Raw genomic sequence first — 21,426 nt, 5'->3', positions numbered from 1 at the left:
CGAGGCGGTGCCGGTGGAGCGTTGTGCCGGTGGAGCGTCGTGCCGGTGGAGCGTCGTGCCGGTGGAGCGTCGTGCTGGTCGAGTGGTTCAGGTCGTGCGGATCAGGTGGTGCCGGGCGGACCGGGTCCGGCGGGCGTGGAACCGGGGCTGGGCTCACGCGGCCTTCCCCGGCGGCGCGAACCCTGCCCCGGGGTCGGGGGCGGGGCGCGAGCCCTACGGCGGGGCCTTGCGGCCGGGGGTCAGCCGGTGCGGGGTGAAGGAGCTGACCTTCTGCTTCGCGACCGGGTCGGGGATGAGGGGCTCGATGCCGGTCGGGTCCTGCTCCACCCGGAGCAGGGCGATCTCGGCCTCGAAGTCGTCGACGGAGCGGAACTGCCGGTAGACGCTGGCGAAGCGCAGGTAGGCCACCTGGTCGAGGTCGCGGAGCGGGCCGAGGATGGCGACGCCGACCTCGTCGGCCGGCACCTCCGGCGAACCGCAGGCGCGCAGGGCGTCCTCGACCACCTGGCCGAGCCGGGCGAGCTGGTCCTCGGTGACGGGACGGCCCTTGCAGGCCTTCCGGACGCCGCCGATCACCTTCTCCCGGGCGAACGGCTCGACGACGCCGCTGCGCTTGACCACCACGAGCTGCATCTGCTCGACGGTGGTGAAGCGGCGCTCGCAGGACGGGCACTGGCGACGACGGCGGATGCTCGAGCCGTCCTCGGCGGTGCGCGAGTCCAGGACCTTGGAGTCGTGGTGACGGCAGTAGGGGCAGAACACGTGCGACTCCTCCCGGGGGCCTCCGCGGGCTGTCCTGGGGACAACCCTGTGCAGAGCGTGTGGACCGTGCTGTGGATCGATGTGGACGACCAACCACTACCTGTGGAGGAAGAACACCGGTGTAACTACTAGATGTAGAGAGCGTACGTCCGCTCGTCGTCGACTGCAAGAGCCAGTCCCCCGGGCGTGGCGCCCTGTCCACGAGCGGTCCGGGGCGCTGCCGCGCACGTCCGGAGGGCGTGCGGGAGCCGCCGCCGACGACGGGAGGGGTGGGGTGGGGCCGGGGAGGAACCGGTGACGGCGCCCGCCCAGGTCAGAGCAGGTTGCGCAGCACCACGAAGGCGGCCGCGGCCACGAGACCGAGGACGAGCCACCGGGTCGGGTGGACCCGAGCGACGCGGGTGGCCACCCGTGCGGGCAGCCGGACGGCCGGGCCGCCCAGGGCCTCCAGCGTCCACAGCACCCCCAGCACGGAGACGACCACCAGGCCCACCAGGACGACCGGGTTGTAGAGGAAGGCGGCGACGAGGTCGCCGTGCAGCAGGGCGCTGCCGAGCCGGGTTCCGCCGCAGAGGGGGCACTCCCAGCCGGTCGCCATCAGGAAGGGGCACGGGAGCCCCAGGCCGGTCGCCGCGTAGACGCCGCTGACGCCGACGCCGAAGACCGCCGTGCCGGCGAGGTAGCCCAGTCCGCGGGTGGCGCGGAAGGTCGGGGCCGACGACGGGGTGCTCACGGGGCCATTCTGCCCGCCGCCGGGGCCGGACGGGTCGTCATCGACCGGGCGGGCGGTGGGGAGCTCAGGGCTGGACGAGGACCGTCTGGCCGACGTCGGCGTAGCGCTCGCCGGTGACGCGCAGGGCGGTCAGGCCGACCACGGTGAGGGCGGCGGTGACGACCAACAGGCCGGTTACCAGCACCAGGGCGATCCCCCGCTCGGTGAGCCGCCAGCCAGGGGCGGCGGCCACGGAGACCGCAGGCGCCACGACGGCGCAGGACTGCGGCCGCGGCACCCGGGTGCCGCCGGCGAGCGGACGGTCGGGCCGGGCCTGCGGACCGGTCCCCCGGCCCGTGCGACGGCGGGGCCGGCCCGGTGCCCGGGTGGGCGCGGCGGTCCGGGCCGTGCTGCGGGAGCCGGTCGCGGTGGTGCCGAGCGGTGCCTCGAGGGTGGTGACGTCCATGGTCGAGCTCCTCAGGAGATGTCGAACAGACGTTCGATAGAACGTGTGTTTGATTTGTACCGCACGGGGCGGCGGCTGCCAAGCACATTCGAAAGCGTGTTCGACCCGAGGTCGAGGGTCGCCGCTCCGGAGGTGCTCATGTCCTCACCCCACCAGGGACCACTGACAGTTCTCGGCGCCGAGCCCGGCGCCCGCCTGCAGGACGCGGGCGCGACACGCTCGAACAGGTGTTTGATTTCACCCGGGGGCTTCCCTAGATTCAGCCGCATGGCAGACCGTGACGACCCCACCTCCCCGACCGGGCCCGCACCCGCCCCCCGGACGCGCAAGCGCGGACGGCCCAGCGCGGCCGAGGTCGAGGCCCAGCTGGGGACCAGCGGGACGGTCCGCTCGCTGCCCGACGGCCCGGCCGACGCGCACGGCCTGACCCCGCGCCAGCGCCGCGTCCTCGAGGTCATCAAGGAGGCGGTGGACAGCCGCGGCTACCCGCCGAGCATCCGGGAGATGGGCGAGGCCGTGGGCCTGGCCAGCTCCTCGAGCGTCGCCCACCAGCTGAAGACCCTGGAGCAGAAGGGCTTCCTGCGCCGCGACCCGAACCGGCCGCGGGCGCTCGAGGTGCTGCTGCCGGGCGAGGGCGACGCCCGCCCGGTCGCGCCGGCGGTGGCCGACACGCCCCGGCCCCCCGTGCTGGCCGAGGTGGAGACCGACGACACCGGCCGCGGCGACGCCTACCCCGCCCCCGTGCACGTCCCGGTCCTGGGCCGGATCGCGGCCGGCGGGCCGATCCTGGCCGAGGAGCGGATCGAGGACGTGTTCGCCCTGCCGCACCAGCTCGTGGGCCAGGGCACGATGTTCCTGCTCGAGGTGCGCGGCGACTCGATGATCGAGGCCGCCATCTGCGACCGCGACTGGGTGGTCGTGCGGCAGCAGCCGACGGCGGAGAACGGGGACATCGTCGCCGCGCTGCTCAACGACGAGGCGACCGTCAAGACGTTCAAGCGGCGCGACGGCCAGGTCTGGCTGATGCCGCACAACCCGGCCTACGACCCGATCGACGGCAACCACGCCTCGATCCTGGGCAAGGTCGTCGCCGTCCTCCGCAAGGTCTGACGCGCGGGCGTCCGGCCGGCCCTCAGGCCTGGCCGGACAGCCTCCGCAGCGCCTGCACCACCGTCTCCCGGTCGCTCGTCTGCCACATCGGCGGCATGGAGGCGCGCAGGAAGCTGCCGTAGCGGGCGGTCGCCAGCCGCGGGTCGAGCACGGCCACGACGCCCTTGTCGTCGGTCCGGCGGATCAGCCGGCCGGCGCCCTGGGCCAGCAGCAGCGCGGCGTGCGTCGCCGCGACGCTCATGAACCCGTTGCCCCCGGCCTCGGCGACCGCCCGCTGGCGCGCCAGCGTCAGCGGCTCGTCGGGGCGCGGGAACGGTACCCGGTCGATGATCACGAGGGAGCACGTCGGCCCGGGCACGTCGATCCCCTGCCACAGCGAGAGCGTGCCGAACAGGCTCGTCTGCTCCTCGGCCACGAACCGGCGGGTGAGCTCGGAGAGCTGGGCGTCGCCCTGGCACAGCACCGTCTGCTTGGGCAGCTGCTTGCGCACGTGCACCGCGGCGGCCTCGGCGGCGCGCCGGGACGAGAACAGGCCCAGGGTGCGCCCGCCCGCCGCCCAGACCAGCTCGGCGATCTCGGTCAGCACCTCGGCCGGCATCCCGTCGCGGCCCGGGGCCGGCATCGAGCGGGTGAGGTAGAGGATGCCCTGGCGCCCGTAGTCGAACGGCGACCCCACGTCGAGCCCGCGCCAGCGCACCGGGGCGTCGTCGTCGGCCGTCGCGCCGTCGGTGTCGGCGACCGAGCTCGCGGGCTCGTCGGCGCTGTCGTCGCGCTCGGAGGGCCGCAGCCCGACGCTGCCCGCCATCTGGGTGAACTCGCCCCCGAGCTTGAGGGTGGCGGAGGTGAGGACGGTGGTCGCCTCCCCGAAGACGGCGCTGCGCATCAGCCCCGCGACGCTGAGCGGGGCCACCCGGGCGGCGCGGCCCATCCGCTCGGAGTCGCTCACCCAGACGACGTCGGTCGCGTGCAGGGCGGCCATCCGCTCGGCGACGTCGAAGACCTCCTTGACCGCTGCCGCGGCCTGCCGGCGCTCGCCGTCGGACTTGTCGTCCCCGCCGCTCAGCTTGCTGACGGCGGTGCGCGCGGCGTCGCGGACGACGCCGCAGCCCTCGACGAAGCCGGAGGCGGCGTCCTCGACCCGCTCCAGCGGCGCGCCCTCGAGCGCCCCGCGGAGGGCCTCGGCCGACTCCAGCAGGTCCAGGGCGACGTCGTCGTCGAGGTGCACCATCGCCCGCCGGGCCACCCGCTCGATCTGGGCGGGGGTCAGCTCGGCCGACGCGGCACCGGTCACCCTGGCCACCAGCTCGTGGGCCTCGTCGATGATGACGGCGGAGTGCTCGGGCAGGGCGGTCCCGCCGTGCATGGCGTTGATGGCCAGCAGCGCGTGGTTGGTGACCACGAGGTCGGCGCCCCGGGCCGCCTCCCGGGACTTCTCGACGAAGCACTCGTCGCCGAACGGGCAGCGCTGCACCCCGAGGCACTCGCGGACGGGGATCGACACCTGCTGCCAGCCGCGGTCGGTGTGGCTGGGCGCGCCGTCCCGGTCGGCCAGGCCGCCCGAGCCCGCCTCCTCCTCGGCCCACTCCCGCAGGGCGAGCACCTCGGCGCCCAGCGCCGACTCCGGCGTCGCCTTCGGCGTGATCGTGCTGGCCAGGTCGGCGGCGCTGATCAGCGTGGTCTGGTCGGTCTCGCTGCCGTCGCGCACCCGGAGCAGGCAGGCGTAGTTGGTGCGGCCCTTGAGCACCGCGTGCTTCGGCCGCTTGCCGGTGACCTTCTGGACGGCGTCCAGGGCCGCGGGGATGTCGTTGTCGGCCAGCTGGGACTGCAGGGCCAGGGTGGCGGTCGCGATGACGATCCGCTCGCGCGAGCCCGCCAGCCGGACCAGCGTCGGCGCGAGGTAGCCGAGGGACTTCCCGGTGCCCGTGCCGGCCTGGATCAGCAGGTGGCGGCCGGTGGCCAGGGCGTCGTCGACGGCGTCGGCCATGGCCACCTGCCCGGGGCGCTCGGCGCCCCCGATCTTCTCGACGGCGGCGACGAGGACGTCCCGGTGCCCGGCCCGGGTCGCCCAGGGGCGGGTCGTGGTCGGAGCGGGAGTCACCGCAGAACTCTAACGGCCTCCACCGACAGCGCCCCTCCTCCGCGCAGGCCCTGGGGACACCGAACCCGCGGGCCCTGTGGACGGCGCCCGCGGGCACCGGACCGGGCCCGCGGGACGGGCCTCAGGACGCAGGACCGCTGGCGGCCAGCAGGTAGGGCTCCAGCTCGCCGGCGAGGGAGCGCAGGACGCGCGCGTCGACGACGGTGCCCTCCTCGGTGTGCTCGAGGCTGACGATCTGGCCGGCCTGGTGGATCCGGTTGAGCAGGTCGCCGCGCTCGTAGGGCAGCAGCACCCGCACCGCGACCTCGGGGCGCGGCAGCCGCGACTCGAGCGCCGCGCGCACCTCGTCCAGGCCGCGACCGGTGCGCGCCGAGGCGATGACGGCCCCCGGGTAGCTGGTCCGCAGCGTCGTCAGCACGGCCGGGTCGGCCTGGTCGGCCTTGTTGAGCACGATCTGCTCGGCGACCTTGCCGGCGCCGATGTCGGCCAGCACCTCGCGCACCGCGCGGATCTGGCCCTCGGGGTCGGGGTCGGAGGCGTCGACGACGTGCAGCAGCAGGTCGGCCTGCACCGACTCCTCCAGCGTGGAGCGGAAGGCCTCGACGAGGTCGTGCGGCAGGTGCCGGACGAAGCCGACGGTGTCGGTGAGGGTGTAGACCCGGCCGTCCGGGGTGGTCGCGCGCCGGGTCGTCGGGTCGAGGGTGGCGAACAGCGCGTCCTCGACCAGCACGCCGGCGTCGGTCAGCCGGTTCAGCATGCTCGACTTCCCGGCGTTGGTGTAGCCGACGATGGCCACCGAGGGCACCTCGTGCCGACGGCGCTCGGCCCGCTCGGTCTGCCGGGTGCTGTCCAGGTCGCGCAGCTCGCGGCGCAGCTTGGCGATCCGGCTGCTGATCCGGCGACGGTCGGTCTCGATCTTGGTCTCACCGGGGCCGCGGCCGCCGATGCCCGCGCCGCCGGCGGCCCGCCCACCGGCCTGCCGGGAGAGGTTGCCACCCCAGCCGCGCAGGCGCTGCTTGAGGTAGTTGAGCTGGGCCATCTCGACCTGCGCCTTGCCCTCCGCGCTCTGCGCGTGCTGGGCGAAGATGTCGAGGATCAGGGCGGTCCGGTCGATGACCTTGACCTTGACCTTGTCCTCGAGGTTGCGCAGCTGGGCCGGCGACAGCTCGCCGTCGCAGATGACGGTGTCGGCGCCGGTGGTGACGACGACCTCGCGCAGCTCCTCGACCTTGCCGCTGCCGATGTAGGTGGCGGGGTCGGGGCGGCTGCGCCGCTGGACCAGGCCCTCGAGGATCTGCGAGCCGGCCGTCTCGGCGAGCAGCTTGAGCTCGGCGAGGGAGTTCTCGGCGTCGGCGGCGGTCCCGGTGGTCCAGACGCTGACGAGCACCACGCGCTCCAGCAGGAGCTGGCGGTACTCGACCTCGGTGATGTCGGTGAGCTCGGTCGACATGCCGGCGACGCGGCGCAGCGACTGCCGGTCGGCGAGGTCCTGCTGGTCGCCGTCGTAGGAGTCGTCGGGACCGGGGGCGGGCCGGGCGGGCCGGGCGAACTCGGGGTGGTCGCGGGGGTCGAGGCGCTCGATCAGCAGGTCGTCCTCGACCGCGTCGCTCGGGCTGACGGGCTGCGGCTCAGGTGAAGTCATCGTCCCTCCAGGGTCTCACGGGGCGACAACCGGCGCCGAGGGGATTTCACCCCGCCGGCGCCGGACCACCGCTCCGCTCAGAAGAGGGTGTACCCGCCGTCGATGACCAGAACCTCACCGGTGATGAAGCCGGAGGCGGCCGAGGCGAGGAAGACGACGCTGGGGCCGAGCTCCTCGGGCAGGGCGTAGCGCTGCATCGGGGCGTCCTCGATCCAGTGCCGGCGGAACTCCGGGCTGTCGACCGGGGCCATCTCGGTCTTGGTGTAGCCGGGGGCCAGCGCGTTGACGCGGACGCCCATCGGCGCCCACTCGGCGGCGAGCGACTTGGTCAGCTGGTGCACCGCGGCCTTGGAGGCGTTGTAGCCGGGCTGGTGCTGCGGCCGGTTGACGATCTGGGCGGAGATGGAGCCGATGTTGATGATCGCGCCGCTGCCCTGCTCGACCATCACCCGGCCGAACGCCTGGGCGCAGTTCCAGACGCCGGTGACGTTGACGTCCATCACCGAGCTCCACTCCTCGGGGGTGACCTCGAGCGCGGGCCGGTGCACGCAGTAGCCGGCGTTGTTGACCAGCACGTCGACCTTGCCCAGGCCGGCGACCGACTCCTCGACGGCGCGCTGCACCTCGTCGGGGTGGGTGACGTCGGCGACGACGACGTGGGCGCGGACGCCCAGCTGCTCGACCTCGGCCTTGGTGCGGGCGCCGGCCTCGGCGTCGCGGACGAGCAGGACGACGTCGCTGCCCGCCTCCGCCAGGGACGTGACGAGCGCACGGCCGATGCCGCGGTTCGCCCCCGTCACCACCGAGACCTTGCCGGCCAGCGAGAACGTGTCCAGGACTGCCACTACCCCTCCTCGGGGACCAGGACCTGCCCGTGGGCGATGAGCACCGCCGGGCCGGTCAGATGGGCCTGGTCCTCGGCGAGCTCGACCTCGACCTCGCCGCCAGGCACCTCGACACGATAGGTGACGGGGAGCGGCGCGGTGTCACCGGCGTGCACCCGCGCGGCGGCGGCCGCCGCGACGGTGCCGGTCCCGCAGGAGCGCGTCTCCCCCACGCCCCGCTCGTGCACGCGCAGGGCCAGGTGGCGCGGTCCCAGGACCCGGACGAACTCGACGTTCACGCCCTCGGGGAACGCGCCGTCGGGCACCCGCGGCGCGCGGGTCAGGTCCAGCGCGGCCAGGTCGTCGACGAACGCGACGGCGTGCGGGTTGCCGACGTCGGCGGGCAGCACGGCGTGCTCGGCGCCGTCGGCGGTGCGGACGGCGAGCGGGGTGCCCGGCTGCTCGACGCGGACCGGACCCATCGACACCCGGATGCGGGTGTCGGGCAGCACCGTCGCCTCCTTGAGCCCCGACCGCGTGGCGACGGGGATGGTGGGCCCGCTGGCCAGGTCGTGGTCGAGCAGGAACCGCGCGAACACCCGCAGGCCGTTGCCGCACATCTGCGCCACCGAGCCGTCGGCGTTGCGGTAGTCCATGAACCAGAGGGCGCCGTCGCCGTCCCACTCGGGCACGTGCCGGGCGCGGACGGCGCGCAGCAGGCCGTCGCCGCCGATCCCGGCGTGCCGGTCGCAGAGGTAGCGGACCTCGGCGGGCCCGACGTGCATCGTGTCGTCGCGGTCCAGCAGGACCACGAAGTCGTTCTCGGTCCCGTGACCCTTGCTGAACGACCACCTGCGCATGGGCTCAGTCTCCCAGAGCCGGCGCGGCCTCCCCCGCACCGCCCGGGGGCCGGTCGGCACCCTCGCCGTCGGGCCCGGCGACCGCGAGCGCCGCGTCGACGAGGTCGGGCCGGTCCCAGTCGAGCCAGGTGATCCGCGGGTCGCGGGGGAACCAGCCACCCTGCCGGCGGGCGAAGCGGCGGGTGCCCTGCACCGTCTGGGCGCGGGCCTCCTCCTCGGTGACCTCGCCGTCCAGGTGCGCCAGCAGCTGGCGGTAGCCGAGGGCGCGGGAGGCGGTGACGCCGTCCCGCAGCCCGGGCGAGCGGGCGGCCAGGGCGCGCACCTCGTCGACGAAGCCGGCGGCCCACATGGCGTCGACCCGCTGCGCGATCCTCGCGTCCATCGTCGGCCGGTCGACCCGCAGGCCGATCTGGACGACGCCGGGCAGCGCGTAGCGGTGCGCGGGCAGGCTGGACGTGTAGGGCGCCCCCGTCAGCTCCACCACCTCCAGCGCGCGGACGAGCCGTCGCCCGTTGGCGGGGCCGATGGACGCGGCCGAGGCGGGGTCGACGGCGGCCAGCCGGGCGTGCAGGGCCGCCGGCCCGACGACGGCCAGCTCGGCCTCCAGCCGGCCGCGGACCGCCGCGTCGGTGCCGGGGAAGACGAAGTCGTCGACGACGGCCCGGACGTAGAGCGCGGAGCCGCCGACGACCACGGGCACCACCCCGCGCGACCGGCAGTCCGCGATCGCGGCGCGGGCGAGGGCCTGGAACTCCGCGACGGTGGCGGTCTGGGTGACGTCGAGGACGTCGAGCAGGTGGTGCGGCACGCCGGCCCGCTCCTGCGCGGTCGGCTTGGCCGTCCCGATGTCCATCCCGCGGTAGACCAGCATGGAGTCGGCGTTGACCACCTCGGCCGGCCGGCCGGCGTCGCGGTAGCGCCGGGCGAGCGCCACGGCGAGCGCCGACTTGCCGACGGCCGTCGGACCCACGAGCACCACGGTCACGGCCCCAGTCTGGCCCAGCGGTCCCGCGCGGCCGGTCGGTGTCCGCCCCGGTGGTTGAGCCCGGGCGCGCACCAGGGCACCCTGGACCCGTGCACGGCGCCGCCCCCTCCGGGTCGGCCCGGGCCGAGCAGGACCACCTTCGAACGAGAGGCGACACCCGATGGGCATCTTCGACAAGGCCAAGGACGTGCTGAGCCAGCACCCCGACAAGGTCGACCAGGGCCTGGACCGCGCGGGCGACCTCGCCGACGAGCGCACCGGCGGCAAGCACGCCGACAAGATCGACAAGGGCGTCGGCGTCGCCAAGGAGAAGCTGGGCGAGTTCCTCCGCAAGGACGGCACGCCGCCCCCGGCCTGACCCCTCTCCTCAGCCCCGTCGGTCCCGGACCGGCGGGGCTGAGCCGTTCCCGGGACCGGCTCAGGCGACCTGGCAGCCGGTGGCCGGGGCCAGCGGGGCGGGCACGCCGACGCCCGGCAGGCCCAGGCCGACGACGGCCCGGGCGGGAGCGGCCCGGCGGCCCTCCCAGGCGTCCCCGCCGCGGGTGCGCCGCAGCCCGGTGATGCCGGAGTCGGCCGTCAGGTGGTGCGGGGCCGCGTAGGTGACGGTGGTGCGGGCCAGGTCGCCGGGCCGCGGCCGCAGCGCCGGGTCCTCGGGGACCGCCACGTGGACCAGCCGGTTGTCCCGCGCCCGCCCCGACATCCGGGCCGTGGCGGCGTCCTTGCGGCCCTCGCCGTCGGCGAACATCACCTCGACCTCGGTGCCGACCAGCTGCTGGTTCTCCCGCCAGGCGGTCTCCTCGACCAGGGCGACGAGCCGCTCGTAGCGCTCCTGGACCACGGGCTTCGGGATCTGGTCGGCCATCGTCGCCGCCGGGGTCCCCGGGCGCACCGAGTACTGGAACGTGAACGCCGCCGCGAAGCGCGAGGCGGCGGCGACGTCGAGGGTCGCCTGGAAGTCGGCCTCGGTCTCGCCCGGGAAGCCGACGATGATGTCGGTGGTGATCGCCGCGTGCGGCATGGCGTCGCGGACCCGGTCGATGATGCCGAGGTAGCGGTCGCTGCGGTACGAGCGGCGCATGGCCCGCAGGACCGCGTCCGAGCCGGACTGCAGCGGCATGTGGAGCTGCGGCATGACGTTCGGGGTCTCGGCCATCGCCGCGATGACGTCGTCGGTGAAGTCCTTGGGGTGCGGTGAGGTGAAGCGCACCCGCTCCAGCCCCTCGATCTCCCCGCACGCGCGGAGCAGCTTGGCGAACGCCGCGCGGTCGCCGAACTCGACACCGTAGGCGTTGACGTTCTGGCCCAGCAGGGTGACCTCCTGGACGCCCTCGGCGACCAGCATCTCGACCTCGGCCAGCACGTCGCCCGGCCGGCGGTCGGTCTCCTTGCCGCGCAGCGACGGCACGATGCAGAAGGTGCACGTGTTGTTGCAGCCGACGCTCACCGAGACCCAGGCGGCGTAGGGCGACTGGCGCCGGGTGGGCAGGTCCGAGGGGAAGGTCTGCAGGGCCTCCTCGATCTCGACCTGCGCCTCCTGCTCGACGCGGGCCCGCTCCAGCAGCACGGGCAGGGCGCCGATGTTGTGGGTGCCGAAGACGACGTCGACCCAGGGGGCCCGGCGGACGATCTCGCTGCGGTCCTTCTGGGCGAGGCAGCCGCCGACGGCGATCTGCATGCCGGGGGTGGCGTTCTTGGTGGGCAGCAGGTGGCCGAGGCTGCCGTACAGCTTGTTGTCGGCGTTCTCCCGGACCGCGCAGGTGTTGAAGACGACGACGTCGGGCGCGCTGCCGCGGTCGGCGCGCGCGTAGCCCGCTCCCTCGAGCAGGCCGGCGAGGCGCTCGGAGTCGTGGACGTTCATCTGGCAGCCGTGGGTGCGGATCTCGTAGGTCCGGGCGGCCGGGGGGGCGAGGACTGGGGTCGACATGGCGGTCCCAGCCTAACGGCCGACGCCGGGCGCGGCCGCCCGTCGCGGACGGCCGGCCACGGGTCCGCCGCCCCCGGCGCGGAGGCCCCGCACTAGGCTCCCCGACCATGACCAACCCCACCGGCGAGCAGTACGAGATCGTCTCCGGCGAGCACCGCGCCGTCGTCACCGAGGTCGGCGCGACGCTGCGCGCCTACACCGTCGACGGCCGTCACGTGGTGCGCGGCTTCGAGGCCGACGAGGTGGTCCACAAGGGGCGCGGCCAGCAGCTGCTGCCCTGGCCGAACCGGATCCGGGACGGGATCTACACCTTCGGCGGCGAGGAGCAGCAGCTCGACCTCAGCGAGCCCTCCCGGCACAACGCCATCCACGGCCTCGTCCGGCACGTGCCCTGGACCCTGGTCGAGCACACCGCCGACACGGTGACGCAGTCGGTGCGCGTCTACCCCCGCTCCGGCTGGCCGGGGGTCCTCGAGGCGACCATCACCCACCAGGTCGGCGAGCGCGGCCTGCAGGTCACCGTGCGCGCGACCAACATCGGCGACGCCGACGTGCCGTTCGGCTACGCCGCGCACCCCTACTTCACCGTCGGCGAGACCACCGTCGACGAGGTCGCCCTCACCGTCCCGGCCCGGACCTACCTGGAGGTCGACGACCGGCTGCTGCCGGTCCGGCTCGCCCCGGTCGAGGGCACGGAGAAGGACCTGCGGGCGGGGGCGCCGCTGGGCAGCACCAACCTCGACCACGCGTTCACCGACCTCGACCGCGACGAGGACGGCCGCTGGCGGGTCAAGCTGGCCCTCGGGGACCGGTACGCCGAGCTGTGGGGTGACGCGACGATGAGCTGGATCCAGGTCTTCACCGGCGAGGACCGCCGCGACCTCTCGCTGGCCGTCGAGCCGATGACGTGCGGCCCCGACGCCTTCAACGAGGGCATCACCCACGACGGGCTCATCGTGCTCGCGCCGGGCAAGAGCTACTCCGGCCGCTGGGGCGTCACCGGCCGCTGAGCGGGCCGGGCGTAACCGGATCTCAACATGTCGGTCGCCCCAACCGTGACCTCGCTCCTCTAGGGTCGGGCCATGACGGAGTCGGGAGGGCCGCCTGCAGGTCCGCACGCGGGCACGGACCACGACGCCGCCCTGGACGGGTCCACGGCCCCACCGGTGGTGACGCCGGTCGGCGAGCCGCTCGTCGTGCTGAGCGGTGTCGACAAGCACTTCGGCGACCTGCACGTGCTGCGCGACATCAACCTGACGGTCGGCCGCGGCGAGGTCGTCGTCGTGCTCGGGCCCTCCGGCTCGGGGAAGTCGACGCTCTGCCGCGCCATCAACCGGCTGGAGACGATCGAGGGCGGCACGATCACCATCGACGGCGCCCGCCTGCCCGAGGAGGGCCGGGCGCTGGCCGGCCTCCGCGCCGACGTCGGCATGGTCTTCCAGTCCTTCAACCTCTTCGCGCACAAGACCGTCCTGGAGAACGTCACCCTGGGTCCGGTCAAGGTGCGGCGCAAGAGCGCCGCGGAGGCCCGCCAGCGCGGGATGGAGCTGCTGAAGCGGGTCGGCGTCGACTCCCAGGCCGAGAAGTACCCGGCCCAGCTGTCCGGCGGCCAGCAGCAGCGGGTGGCGATCGCCCGGGCGCTCGCCATGGACCCCAAGGTGATCCTCTTCGACGAGCCCACCTCGGCCCTGGACCCCGAGATGGTCAACGAGGTCCTCGACGTGATGGTCTCCCTCGCCCGCCAGGGGATGACGATGGTCGTCGTCACCCACGAGATGGGGTTCGCCCGCAAGGCGGCCAACCGCGTGGTGTTCATGGCCGACGGCCAGATCGTCGAGGAGGCCCCGCCGGAGACCTTCTTCACCGCCCCGCGCTCGGCGCGGGCCCAGGATTTCCTGAGCAAGATCCTGACCCACTAGCTCAGGACGTGCGCTGCCACGACCCACCCGTCGCGGCACGGTGCACACGGACGACCCGAGCGATCGGGAGCAGCGGCCTGCTCTCCCGACGCCCACACCGGAGGGGAACGCACACCATGAGGACCATCACCAAGATCGCCGGCAGCACCGCCGCTGCGGCACTCACGCTGGCCATGGCCGGCTGCGTCAACGAGGAGAACGCCGCCCCCGCCGGGGACGCGGCCAGCTCCGGCGGCCCCGTGACCATCGGCATCAAGTTCGACCAGCCGGGCCTCGGCCAGCAGGTCGGCAACGACTACCAGGGCTTCGACGTCACCGTCGCCCGCTACGTCGCCAAGGAGCTCGGCTACACCGACGTGACCTTCAAGGAGTCGCCCTCGGCCCAGCGCGAGACGCTGCTGCAGAGCGGCCAGGTCAAGATGATCTTCGCGACCTACTCGATCACCGACGAGCGCAAGCAGAAGGTCTCCTTCGGCGGGCCCTACTTCGTCGCCGGCCAGGACCTGCTGGTGAAGACCGGCAACACCGACATCACCGGGCCCGACGCGCTGAACGGCAAGAAGCTGTGCTCGGTCACCGGCTCGACGTCGGCGCAGAAGATCAAGGACAACTACGCCTCCGGCGTGCAGCTGCAGGAGTTCGACACCTACTCCAAGTGCGTGCAGGCCCTCAACAGCGGCACGATCGACGCGGTCACCACCGACAACGTCATCCTCGCCGGCTTCGCCGCGCAGTCGCAGTACCAGGGCAAGCTCAAGGTCGTCGGCGCCCCGTTCTCCGAGGAGCGCTACGGCGTGGGCATCAAGCAGGGCGACACGGCCCTCTGCGAGTCGGTGAACGGCGCCATCCAGAAGATGGTCACCGACGGCTCGTGGCAGAAGGCGCTCGACGACACCGTCGGGGCCTCCGGGTTCACCCCGGACGCGGCCACCAACCCGCCGAAGCCGGACGCCTGCTCCTGACCACCGCGGACCCGGGCGGGCAGCGTCCCGCCCGGGTCCCCGCCCGACCCCCGAGGAGGACGGCGTGGACGCCTTCAGCAGGCTGCTGACCGAGTACGACGTGCTCGGCGCGTTCTGGATGACCATCAAGCTCACCGTCGCCTCCGCGATCGGGGCGCTGGTGATCGGCACCGTGGTCGCGGTCTGCCGCGTCTCGCCGGTGGCCGTGCTCCGCGGGTTCGGCACCGCCTACGTCACCCTCATCCGGAACACCCCGCTGACGCTGATCGTGTTCTTCTGCCTCTTCGGCATCTCCAACACGCTGCAGGTCCAGCTGGCCGACCCGGACTCCCCCACCTCCATCGCGGACAACACCTTCCGCTTCGGGGTGGTCGCCCTGGCCGTCTACCACGCCTCCTTCGTCGCCGAGGCGCTGCGCAGCGGCATCAACACCGTGCCGCAGGGCCAGGCCGAGGCGGCCCGGGCGATCGGGCTCGGCTTCCTGCCCACGCTGCGGGAGGTGGTCCTGCCCCAGGCGTTCCGCGGGGCCATCGCCCCGCTCGGGAACACCCTCATCGCGCTGACCAAGAACACCACGGTGGTCGCGACCATCGGGGTGGCCGAGCTCGCCTACCAGATGCGGAACATGATCGAGTTCAGCCCGTCCCTGCTGTACGCCATCTTCGCGCTGATCGCGGTCTGCTTCATCCTGCTGACGCTGCCGACCGGGGTGCTGTTCACCTACCTGTCGCGCCGGCTGGTGGTGCAGCGGTGAGCGCGCAGGCCGTCCTCTTCGACGTCCCCGGTCCCCGCGCCCGGCGCACCTACCGGGTGATCGGCGTCGTCGCCGTGCTCGTGCTGCTGGGGCTGCTCGCCCTGGTGGTCCGCGGCCTGGCCAACCCGGCCGACAACCAGTTCACGGCCGAGAAGTGGCGGCCCTTCCTCGACCCGGTCACCTGGACGGCCTACCTGCTGCCGGGGCTGCTCAACACGCTCAAGGCCGCGGCCATCGCCGTCGTGCTCTCGATCGCCGTCGGCTTCGTGCTGGGGGTCGGGCGGCTGTCGCAGTCCCGCGTCCTCCGGCTGCTCTGCGGCGTCTACGTGGAGCTCTTCCGCTCCGTCCCGGTGCTGGTCATGATGATCTTCTCCTACTTCTTCGCGGTGTTCGTCGTGGGCGTCACCGGCGACGCCGCCTCGCTGTTCGGCGTCGTCGCCGGGCTCACCCTCTACAACTCCGCGGTGATCGCCGAGCTCATCCGCTCCGGGGTCTTCTCGCTGCCGAAGGGTCAGCGCGAGGCGGGCCTGGCGGTCGGCCTGACCCCGTTCCAGACCATGACGGCCATCCTGCTGCCGCAGGCCGTGACCGCGATGCTGCCGTCGCTGCTGAGCCAGCTCGTCGTCATCCTCAAGGACACCGCGCTCGGCTACATCATCAACTTCTCCGAGCTGATCCGCGGCGGCCAGAACTTCAGCACCAACGTCGGCAACCTCATCCCGACGTTCATCGTGCTCGCCGCGATCTTCATCCTCATCAACTACAGCCTGACGTTCGTCGCCCGGCTGGTGGAGCGGCGGCTGCAGCGCTCGGCGAAGGGCGGGCCGCCGGCGAACCCGGACGACCCGACGCTGCTCCCGGCGGGCGGGGCGGGGGCGCTGGCTCCCAGCCAGGGCTAGAGGGCCGCGAGCCCCGCCAGCAGCCGGTCGACGTCGGCGTCGTCGTTGTAGGGCGCCAGGCCGACCCGGACCGCACCCCGGTCCCCCAGCCCCAGGTGGCGGGAGGCCTCGATCGCGTAGAAGTGGCCGGCGGGCGCGTTCACCCCGACGGCGGCCAGGCCGGCGGCGACGTCGGCGGCCTCGACGTCGGGCAGGTCGAAGAGCAGCGTCGAGGTGCGGCGCGCGGCGCGGCTGTAGACGGTGGCGCCCAGGCCGGCCAGGCCGTCCTCGATGCGCGTCTGGAGGCGGGCCTCGTGCTCCTCGGCGGCCGCGAGGCTGGCCGCGAGCCGGTCGCGCCGGGAGCCGGTGCCGGGCAGCAGGCCGGCGAGGTGTTCGATGGCGGCCGTGGTGCCGACGAGCTGCTCGTAGGGCAGCGTCCCCAGCTCGAACCGCTCGGGGACGGCGTCGCTGGAGGGCAGCAGCTTGGCGGGCCGCAGGCCCTCGAGGAGGGCCGGGTCGGCGACCAGGGCGCCGTGGTGGGGGCCGAAGAACTTGTAGGGCGAGCAGACGAACACGTCGCAGCCCAGCGCCCCGACGTCGACGAGGGCGTGCGCGGCGTGGTGGACGCCATCGACCCAGACCAGCGCGCCGACGGCGTGGGCCGCGTCCGCGACGGCCCGGACGTCCGGCTGGGTGCCGATGAGGTTGCTGGCGGCGGTGAGCGCGACCAGCCGGGTGCGGTCGGTGAGCAGGGCGGAGACGACGGCCGGCTCCAGCTCGCCGGTGGCCGGGTCGAAGTCGGCCCAGCGCACGGTGACCCCGCGGTCCTCCGCCGCCAGCACCCAGGGCCGGATGTTCGCGTCGTGGTCGAGCCGGGTCACCACGACCTCGTCGCCGGGCTGCCAGTCGCGGGCGAGCGTCCGGGCGAAGTCGAAGGTCAGCTGGGTGGCGCTGCGGCCGAACACCACCCCGCGCGGGTCGCCCGCCGTCAGGTCGGCGACGGCCTGCCGGGCGCCGACGACGACCGCGTCGGCGTTGCGGGCCGCGAGGTTGGCCGTGCCCCGGTTGGAGAGCGGCCCGCTGACGGTGCGGCGGATCGCCTCCGCGACCGGCGCCGGCGTCTGCGTCCCGCCGGGGCTGTCGAAGTAGGCCAGCCCGGCCTCCAGGGCCGGGAAGTCGGCGCGGACGCGGACGAGGTCGAGGCTCACCGGGCGAACCTATCAACGGCGCTGTGGCGGGCCGGCCAGCCGGGGCCGGGGTCGGCTGGGTCGGCTGCTGGCGGGGTCGGCGGCTGCCGGGGTCAGCGGGCGGTCTCGGTGGCGCGGGACTCCCGCACGACGGTGACGCGGATCTGGCCGGGGTAGGTCAGCTCCTCCTCGATCTGCTTGGCGATGTCGCGCGCGAGCACCTGGGCCTCGATGTCGTCGACGACCTCGGGCACGACCATCACCCGCAGCTCCCGGCCCGCCTGCATGGCGAAGACCTTGTCGACGCCGTCGCGGGCGCCGGCGATCTCCTCCAGCCGCTCCAACCGCTGCACGTAAGCCTCGATGCTCTCCCGCCGGGCGCCCGGACGGCTGCCGCTGATCGCGTCCGCCGCCTGGGTGAGGATCGCCTCGACCGTCTTGACCTCGACCTCGTTGTGGTGCGCCTCGATGGCGTGCACCACGTCGGGGTGCTCCCCGTAGCGACGGGCGAGGTCGGCGCCGATGATCGCGTGCGAGCCCTCGACCTCGTGGGTGAGGGCCTTGCCGATGTCGTGCAGGAAGGCCGAGCGCTTGCACTGCTCGATGTCCAGGCCCATCTCGGCCGCCATCAGGCCGGCGATGTGCGCCGACTCGACGAGGTGCTTGAGGACGTTCTGCCCGTAGGAGGTGCGGTAGCGCAGGGTGCCGAGGATCGGCACCAGGGCCGGGTGCAGGTCCGAGATCCCGACCTCGGCCATCGCGTCCTCCGCGGCGCGGAGGCACTGCTGCTCGATCTGGGCCTTGCTGCGCTCGTGCACCTCCTCGATCCGCTGCGGGTGGATGCGGCCGTCCTTGACGAGCTCGCTCAGCGTCATCCGCGCCGTCTCCCGACGGACCGGGTCGAAGCTGGACAGCAGCACCGACTCGGGGGTGTCGTCGATCATCACGTTGACCCCGGTGACCTGCTCGAAGGCCCGGATGTTGCGGCCCTCGCGGCCGATGATCCGGCCCTTCATGTCGTCACCGGGCAGGTGCACGGCCGAGACGACGGACTCCGAGGTCTGCTCCGAGGCGACCCGCTGGATGGCCCCGACGACGATCATCCGGGCCTTGGCGTCCGCTTCGCGGTGGGCCTGGCGCTCGATGTCGCGGGCCACCAGGACCGCCTGCCGCTTGGCGTCGTGCTCGACGGCGGCGACGAGCTCGGCCTTGGCCTGCTCCGCGGTGAGGCCCGCGACCCGCTCGAGCGCCTGCTGGCGCTCGGTCTCGACCTCAGCCAGAGCCTGACGCTGGACCTTCAGCTGAGCCTTGAGCTCGTCGAGGTGCCGGGCGCGCTCGTCCAGCGAGCGGCCCTCGCTGTCGAGGCGCTCCTCGCGGTCGCCGAGCCGCTGCTCGCGGCGCTCGAGGTCGGCGCGCTGCTCCTGCAGCTCAGCCCGCCGGGCCCGCGCCTCCTGGTCGGCCTCGGCGCGCGCGCTCTCGGCGGAGGCGATGAGCGCACCGGCCTTCTCCTGGGTGACGCGCAGCTCCTGCTCCGAGCGGGACTGGAGGCTGGCCAGCTCCTCGCGGGCGGCCGCGATCTCGGCCTGCTGGGCCTGCAGCCGCGGGTCCTCCGCGACCTCGGCAAGCGGCGTCACCGGAGCGGTCGGCACGGTGAGGGCGGTCGAGCGCCGCACGACCACCACCACCGCGGCGACGAGCGCCCCGATGACGACGACCAGCACGGCCAGAACCACCAGGGCCAGGCCTGAACTCATGGCGCACTCCCGTCTACACGCTCGCGCGTGCACTCAAGAGGCTTCAGCCTGCGCAGACATGCATTTGTGAACAAGGGACCGCCCGGCGCACGGTGCGTCCTGGGCGGTCACTGGAGCGGAACTTCAAACGTCAGATCGTGCGTTTTATCAAGCCGTCGTCTTCTGGTTGACGGTTCACATTTCGGGCCGAACAAACACGCTGAAACCTCGTGCTTGCAGAGTATGGCTCGGGCTACCACCGGTCAAGCAGGGCGAGGTCACCCCGGCTGCACCGGCCCGACGGCGCGGCGCGACCCTGCCGGGGCGCTCAGTCGCGCCGGGTGTCCAGGACCTGGCTGAGCACCGTCGAGGCCACCGAGCCGCTGAAGCCGCGGCGGGCCAGGGCGCCGGCCAGCCGGCGGTACTGCACGTCGCGCTCGAGGCCCTGCATGGAGCGGAACCGCTTCGTGGCGAGCGCGAGGGCGGCCTCGACCTCGTCGTCGTTCTCCACCCCGGACACGGCCTCGTCGATCTGGTCGCGCTCGATCCCCTTGGTCTGCAGCTCGCGCCGCAGCGCCGAGCGGGACAGGTGGCGACGCTGCTGGCGAGACGCCACCCAGTCGCGGGCGAAGGCCTCGTCGTCGACCAGGCCGACCGCCTCCATCCGGTCCAGGACTGCGTCGGCGACGTCCTCGGGGACCTCCTTGGCGGCGAGGGCCTTGGCCAGCTCGTGCCGTGTCCGCGCCTGGGCGGCCAGCTTGCGCAGGACGATCGTCCGCGCCACACCCTCGGGGTCGGCCTCGACGTCGTCAGGGCCGGCAGCCGGCGTCGTCCCCTCACGACGGCCCCGACCCGACCCGCGGCCCGACCGCCGCCCGGAACGCGCGCGACCCGCGGGTGTGGTCGAGCCGTCGTCATCCGCCGGTTCGTCGTCCTCCGGCATCGCCCCGACCGCGCGGGCAGGGCGGGACCGCACCGGCCGCTCGAGGACCGGCTCGGGCGGCGGGACCGGGGCACCCCGCGCGCTCAGCCAGGAGCGGACCTGGTCGACCGGGTCCACCCCGCCCGGCCCGTGCTGGTCACGGGCCGGGTCGACGGCGGAACTCAGAACTCCACCTCACCGGTGACGGGGTCGACACCCGCCGGCACGTCCACCTGCGGGCCGATGCCCATCTTCTCCTTGATCTTCTTCTCGAGCTCGTTCGCGAGGTCGGGGTTGCTGATCAGGTAGCCGCGCGCGTTCTCGCGACCCTGGCCGAGCTGGTCGGCGTCGTAGGTGAACCAGGCCCCCGCCTTGCGGATGATGCCGACCTCGACGCCGAGGTCGATCAGGCTGCCCTCGCGGCTGATTCCCTTGCCGTAGAGAATGTCGAACTCGGCCTGCTTGAAGGGCGGCGCGACCTTGTTCTTGACGACCTTCACCCGGGTCCGGTTGCCGACCATTTCCTGGCCGTCCTTGAGCGTCTCGATACGACGCACGTCGAGCCGGACCGAGGAGTAGAACTTCAGCGCCCGACCACCGGTGGTGGTCTCGGGCGAGCCGAACATGACGCCGATCTTCTCGCGCAGCTGGTTGATGAAGATGGCCGTGGTGTTGGAGTTGCTCAGCGCACCGGTCATCTTGCGCAGCGCCTGGCTCATCAGCCGGGCCTGCAGGCCGACGTGACTGTCGCCCATCTCGCCCTCGATCTCGGCGCGGGGCGTCAGGGCCGCCACGGAGTCGATGACGATGAGGGCCAGCGCGCCGGAGCGGACCAGCATGTCCGCGATCTCCAGCGCCTGCTCGCCGTTGTCCGGCTGGCTGACCAGCAGCGAGTCGGTGTCGACCCCCAGCTTGGCGGCGTAGTCGGGGTCCAGCGCGTGCTCGGCGTCGATGAAGGCGCAGATGCCGCCGCCGGCCTGGGCGTTGGCGATGGCGTGCAGGGCCACCGTCGTCTTGCCGCTGGACTCGGGGCCGTAGATCTCGACGACCCGGCCGCGCGGGAGCCCGCCGATGCCGAGCGCGACGTCGAGGGAGATCGAGCCGGTGGGGATCACCTCCAGCGGTGCGCGGACGTTGTCGCCCAGCCGCATCACCGAGCCCTTGCCGTAGTTCTTGTCGATCTGGGCGAGTGCTGTCTCCAGCGCCTTCTCGCGGTCGTTGGTCGCCATCATGTCCTTCCCTCACCCGTCCGGGCGGTTCCGTGTCGTGCGGTCTGTGCAGGGACTCTAAGGAGAGGCACTGACAAAGGTCCGGGACGCGGCGGCGCTGTGGACAGCGCCGGGGCGTCGAACGACCCGGTGGACAACTTACCGAACAGGTGTTCGAACGGCGAGCGGACACGCCGCGCGCCGCGCGCGTCCTGGACCGGCGGGCCGGAGCGGGGTCAGCGCTCCCGCGCCGGGAGCTCGAGCGCGGCCCAGACGGCCCGCCACACGGTCTTGACGGGCACCCCGTCGGCGACGGCCTGCACCACGGTGCGACCCTGCAGCTCGGACAGGCTGTACTCGGCCGCCCACACGCGGTGGTAGCCCGCGCCCAGCTGGTCCTGCAGCCGCTGCCACAGCTCGGTCTCCTTCACGCCCTGCACACCCCCGCTCGCGTCGTCGGCCCCCAGTGTTCCCCAGCGG

The 21,426-nt window shown here is 73.5% G+C and carries 21 protein-coding genes; 7 read left to right on the top strand and 14 right to left on the bottom strand.

Going from position 1 to position 21,426, the window contains the following annotated elements; all coding sequences use genetic code 11:
• Positions 1-213: 213 nt before the first annotated feature.
• From nrdR to JOF54_RS21655, 3 genes are all read right to left on the bottom strand, one after another.
• Complete coding sequence (gene nrdR / locus JOF54_RS19030; protein WP_210058723.1) at positions 214-762, bottom strand: transcriptional regulator NrdR; 549 nt, start codon at positions 760-762, stop codon at positions 214-216.
• A gap of 313 nt (positions 763-1,075) precedes the next feature.
• The gene (locus JOF54_RS19025; protein WP_210058721.1) at positions 1,076-1,495 is read right to left on the bottom strand and encodes a DUF2752 domain-containing protein; all 420 of its coding nucleotides are present in this window, start codon (positions 1,493-1,495) and stop codon (positions 1,076-1,078) included.
• 64 nt (positions 1,496-1,559) lie between these two features.
• Positions 1,560-1,940 carry a hypothetical protein gene (locus JOF54_RS21655; protein ID WP_210058719.1) on the bottom strand — a complete coding sequence of 127 codons (381 nt, stop codon included), beginning with the start codon at positions 1,938-1,940 and terminating at the stop codon, positions 1,560-1,562.
• A 267-nt stretch (positions 1,941-2,207) separates the two neighbouring features.
• Between JOF54_RS21655 and lexA the strand changes: the two genes are divergently transcribed.
• A complete protein-coding gene (lexA, locus tag JOF54_RS19015) occupies positions 2,208-3,050 on the top strand; it encodes a transcriptional repressor LexA (RefSeq protein ID WP_210058717.1) in 843 nt (280 codons plus the stop codon).
• A gap of 22 nt (positions 3,051-3,072) precedes the next feature.
• Here lexA and JOF54_RS19010 read toward each other — a convergent pair whose 3' ends face one another.
• From JOF54_RS19010 to miaA, 5 genes are all read right to left on the bottom strand, one after another.
• Entirely contained in the window at positions 3,073-5,034 is a 1,962-nt protein-coding gene (locus JOF54_RS19010) for an ATP-dependent DNA helicase (protein WP_210059721.1), read from the bottom strand.
• 235 nt (positions 5,035-5,269) lie between these two features.
• A complete protein-coding gene (gene hflX / locus JOF54_RS19005) occupies positions 5,270-6,790 on the bottom strand; it encodes a GTPase HflX (RefSeq protein WP_210058715.1) in 1,521 nt (506 codons plus the stop codon).
• 77 nt (positions 6,791-6,867) lie between these two features.
• Positions 6,868-7,635: an SDR family NAD(P)-dependent oxidoreductase gene (locus JOF54_RS19000; RefSeq protein WP_210058706.1), complete on the bottom strand. Its 768-nt coding sequence runs from the start codon at positions 7,633-7,635 to the stop codon at positions 6,868-6,870.
• On the bottom strand, positions 7,635-8,474 hold the full coding sequence (dapF, locus tag JOF54_RS18995; RefSeq protein WP_210058704.1) for a diaminopimelate epimerase: 840 nt from the start codon (positions 8,472-8,474) through the stop codon (positions 7,635-7,637). Before dapF ends, JOF54_RS19000 begins: the two co-directional genes overlap by 1 nt.
• Before the next feature lie 4 nt (positions 8,475-8,478).
• The gene (gene miaA, locus JOF54_RS18990; protein WP_372443528.1) at positions 8,479-9,450 is read right to left on the bottom strand and encodes a tRNA (adenosine(37)-N6)-dimethylallyltransferase MiaA; all 972 of its coding nucleotides are present in this window, start codon (positions 9,448-9,450) and stop codon (positions 8,479-8,481) included.
• A gap of 169 nt (positions 9,451-9,619) precedes the next feature.
• Here miaA and JOF54_RS18985 point away from each other — a divergent pair, with 169 nt between their 5' ends.
• Positions 9,620-9,817, top strand: coding sequence for an antitoxin (locus tag JOF54_RS18985; protein WP_210058698.1), 198 nt, complete (start codon positions 9,620-9,622; stop codon positions 9,815-9,817).
• A gap of 60 nt (positions 9,818-9,877) precedes the next feature.
• Here JOF54_RS18985 and miaB read toward each other — a convergent pair whose 3' ends face one another.
• The gene (miaB, locus tag JOF54_RS18980) at positions 9,878-11,383 is read right to left on the bottom strand and encodes a tRNA (N6-isopentenyl adenosine(37)-C2)-methylthiotransferase MiaB (protein ID WP_210058696.1); all 1,506 of its coding nucleotides are present in this window, start codon (positions 11,381-11,383) and stop codon (positions 9,878-9,880) included.
• Between the two features lie 107 nt (positions 11,384-11,490).
• Between miaB and JOF54_RS18975 the strand changes: the two genes are divergently transcribed.
• The 5 genes from JOF54_RS18975 to JOF54_RS18955 all read left to right on the top strand — a co-directional run bounded on the left by JOF54_RS18975 (position 11,491) and on the right by JOF54_RS18955 (position 15,917).
• On the top strand, positions 11,491-12,393 hold the full coding sequence (locus JOF54_RS18975; RefSeq protein ID WP_210058694.1) for an aldose 1-epimerase family protein: 903 nt from the start codon (positions 11,491-11,493) through the stop codon (positions 12,391-12,393).
• Between the two features lie 72 nt (positions 12,394-12,465).
• Positions 12,466-13,302, top strand: a complete 837-nt coding sequence (locus tag JOF54_RS18970; protein ID WP_210058692.1) for an amino acid ABC transporter ATP-binding protein — start codon at positions 12,466-12,468, stop codon at positions 13,300-13,302.
• A 116-nt stretch (positions 13,303-13,418) separates the two neighbouring features.
• A complete protein-coding gene (locus JOF54_RS18965; RefSeq protein ID WP_245358209.1) occupies positions 13,419-14,264 on the top strand; it encodes a glutamate ABC transporter substrate-binding protein in 846 nt (281 codons plus the stop codon).
• 64 nt (positions 14,265-14,328) lie between these two features.
• On the top strand, positions 14,329-15,018 hold the full coding sequence (locus tag JOF54_RS18960) for an amino acid ABC transporter permease (RefSeq protein ID WP_210058690.1): 690 nt from the start codon (positions 14,329-14,331) through the stop codon (positions 15,016-15,018).
• Complete coding sequence (locus JOF54_RS18955; protein ID WP_210058688.1) at positions 15,015-15,917, top strand: amino acid ABC transporter permease; 903 nt, start codon at positions 15,015-15,017, stop codon at positions 15,915-15,917. The genes JOF54_RS18960 and JOF54_RS18955 overlap by 4 nt, the downstream gene beginning before the upstream one ends.
• Here the strand turns inward: JOF54_RS18955 and JOF54_RS18950 are convergent.
• The 5 genes from JOF54_RS18950 to JOF54_RS18930 all read right to left on the bottom strand — a co-directional run bounded on the left by JOF54_RS18950 (position 15,914) and on the right by JOF54_RS18930 (position 21,377).
• Positions 15,914-17,104 (bottom strand): cysteine desulfurase-like protein, encoded by a 1,191-nt coding sequence (locus JOF54_RS18950; RefSeq protein ID WP_210058686.1) that lies wholly within the window; start codon positions 17,102-17,104, stop codon positions 15,914-15,916. The two genes, JOF54_RS18955 and JOF54_RS18950, sit on opposite strands and share 4 nt — an antisense overlap.
• A 92-nt stretch (positions 17,105-17,196) precedes the next feature.
• Positions 17,197-18,837 (bottom strand): ribonuclease Y, encoded by a 1,641-nt coding sequence (gene rny / locus JOF54_RS18945; protein ID WP_210058684.1) that lies wholly within the window; start codon positions 18,835-18,837, stop codon positions 17,197-17,199.
• Between the two features lie 307 nt (positions 18,838-19,144).
• Positions 19,145-19,600, bottom strand: coding sequence for a regulatory protein RecX (locus tag JOF54_RS21650; RefSeq protein WP_210058676.1), 456 nt, complete (start codon positions 19,598-19,600; stop codon positions 19,145-19,147).
• Positions 19,601-19,920: 320 nt separating this feature from the next.
• Positions 19,921-20,970 (bottom strand): recombinase RecA, encoded by a 1,050-nt coding sequence (recA, locus tag JOF54_RS18935; protein ID WP_245358207.1) that lies wholly within the window; start codon positions 20,968-20,970, stop codon positions 19,921-19,923.
• A 212-nt stretch (positions 20,971-21,182) separates the two neighbouring features.
• Entirely contained in the window at positions 21,183-21,377 is a 195-nt protein-coding gene (locus JOF54_RS18930) for a DUF3046 domain-containing protein (protein ID WP_210058674.1), read from the bottom strand.
• Positions 21,378-21,426 lie beyond the last annotated feature (49 nt).

It is taken from the genome of Microlunatus capsulatus (assembly GCF_017876495.1).
Lineage (GTDB): Bacteria > Actinomycetota > Actinomycetes > Propionibacteriales > Propionibacteriaceae > Microlunatus > Microlunatus capsulatus.
Note: the sequence above shows the minus strand (reverse complement) of the source record. Positions and strands in the feature narration are given on the sequence as shown.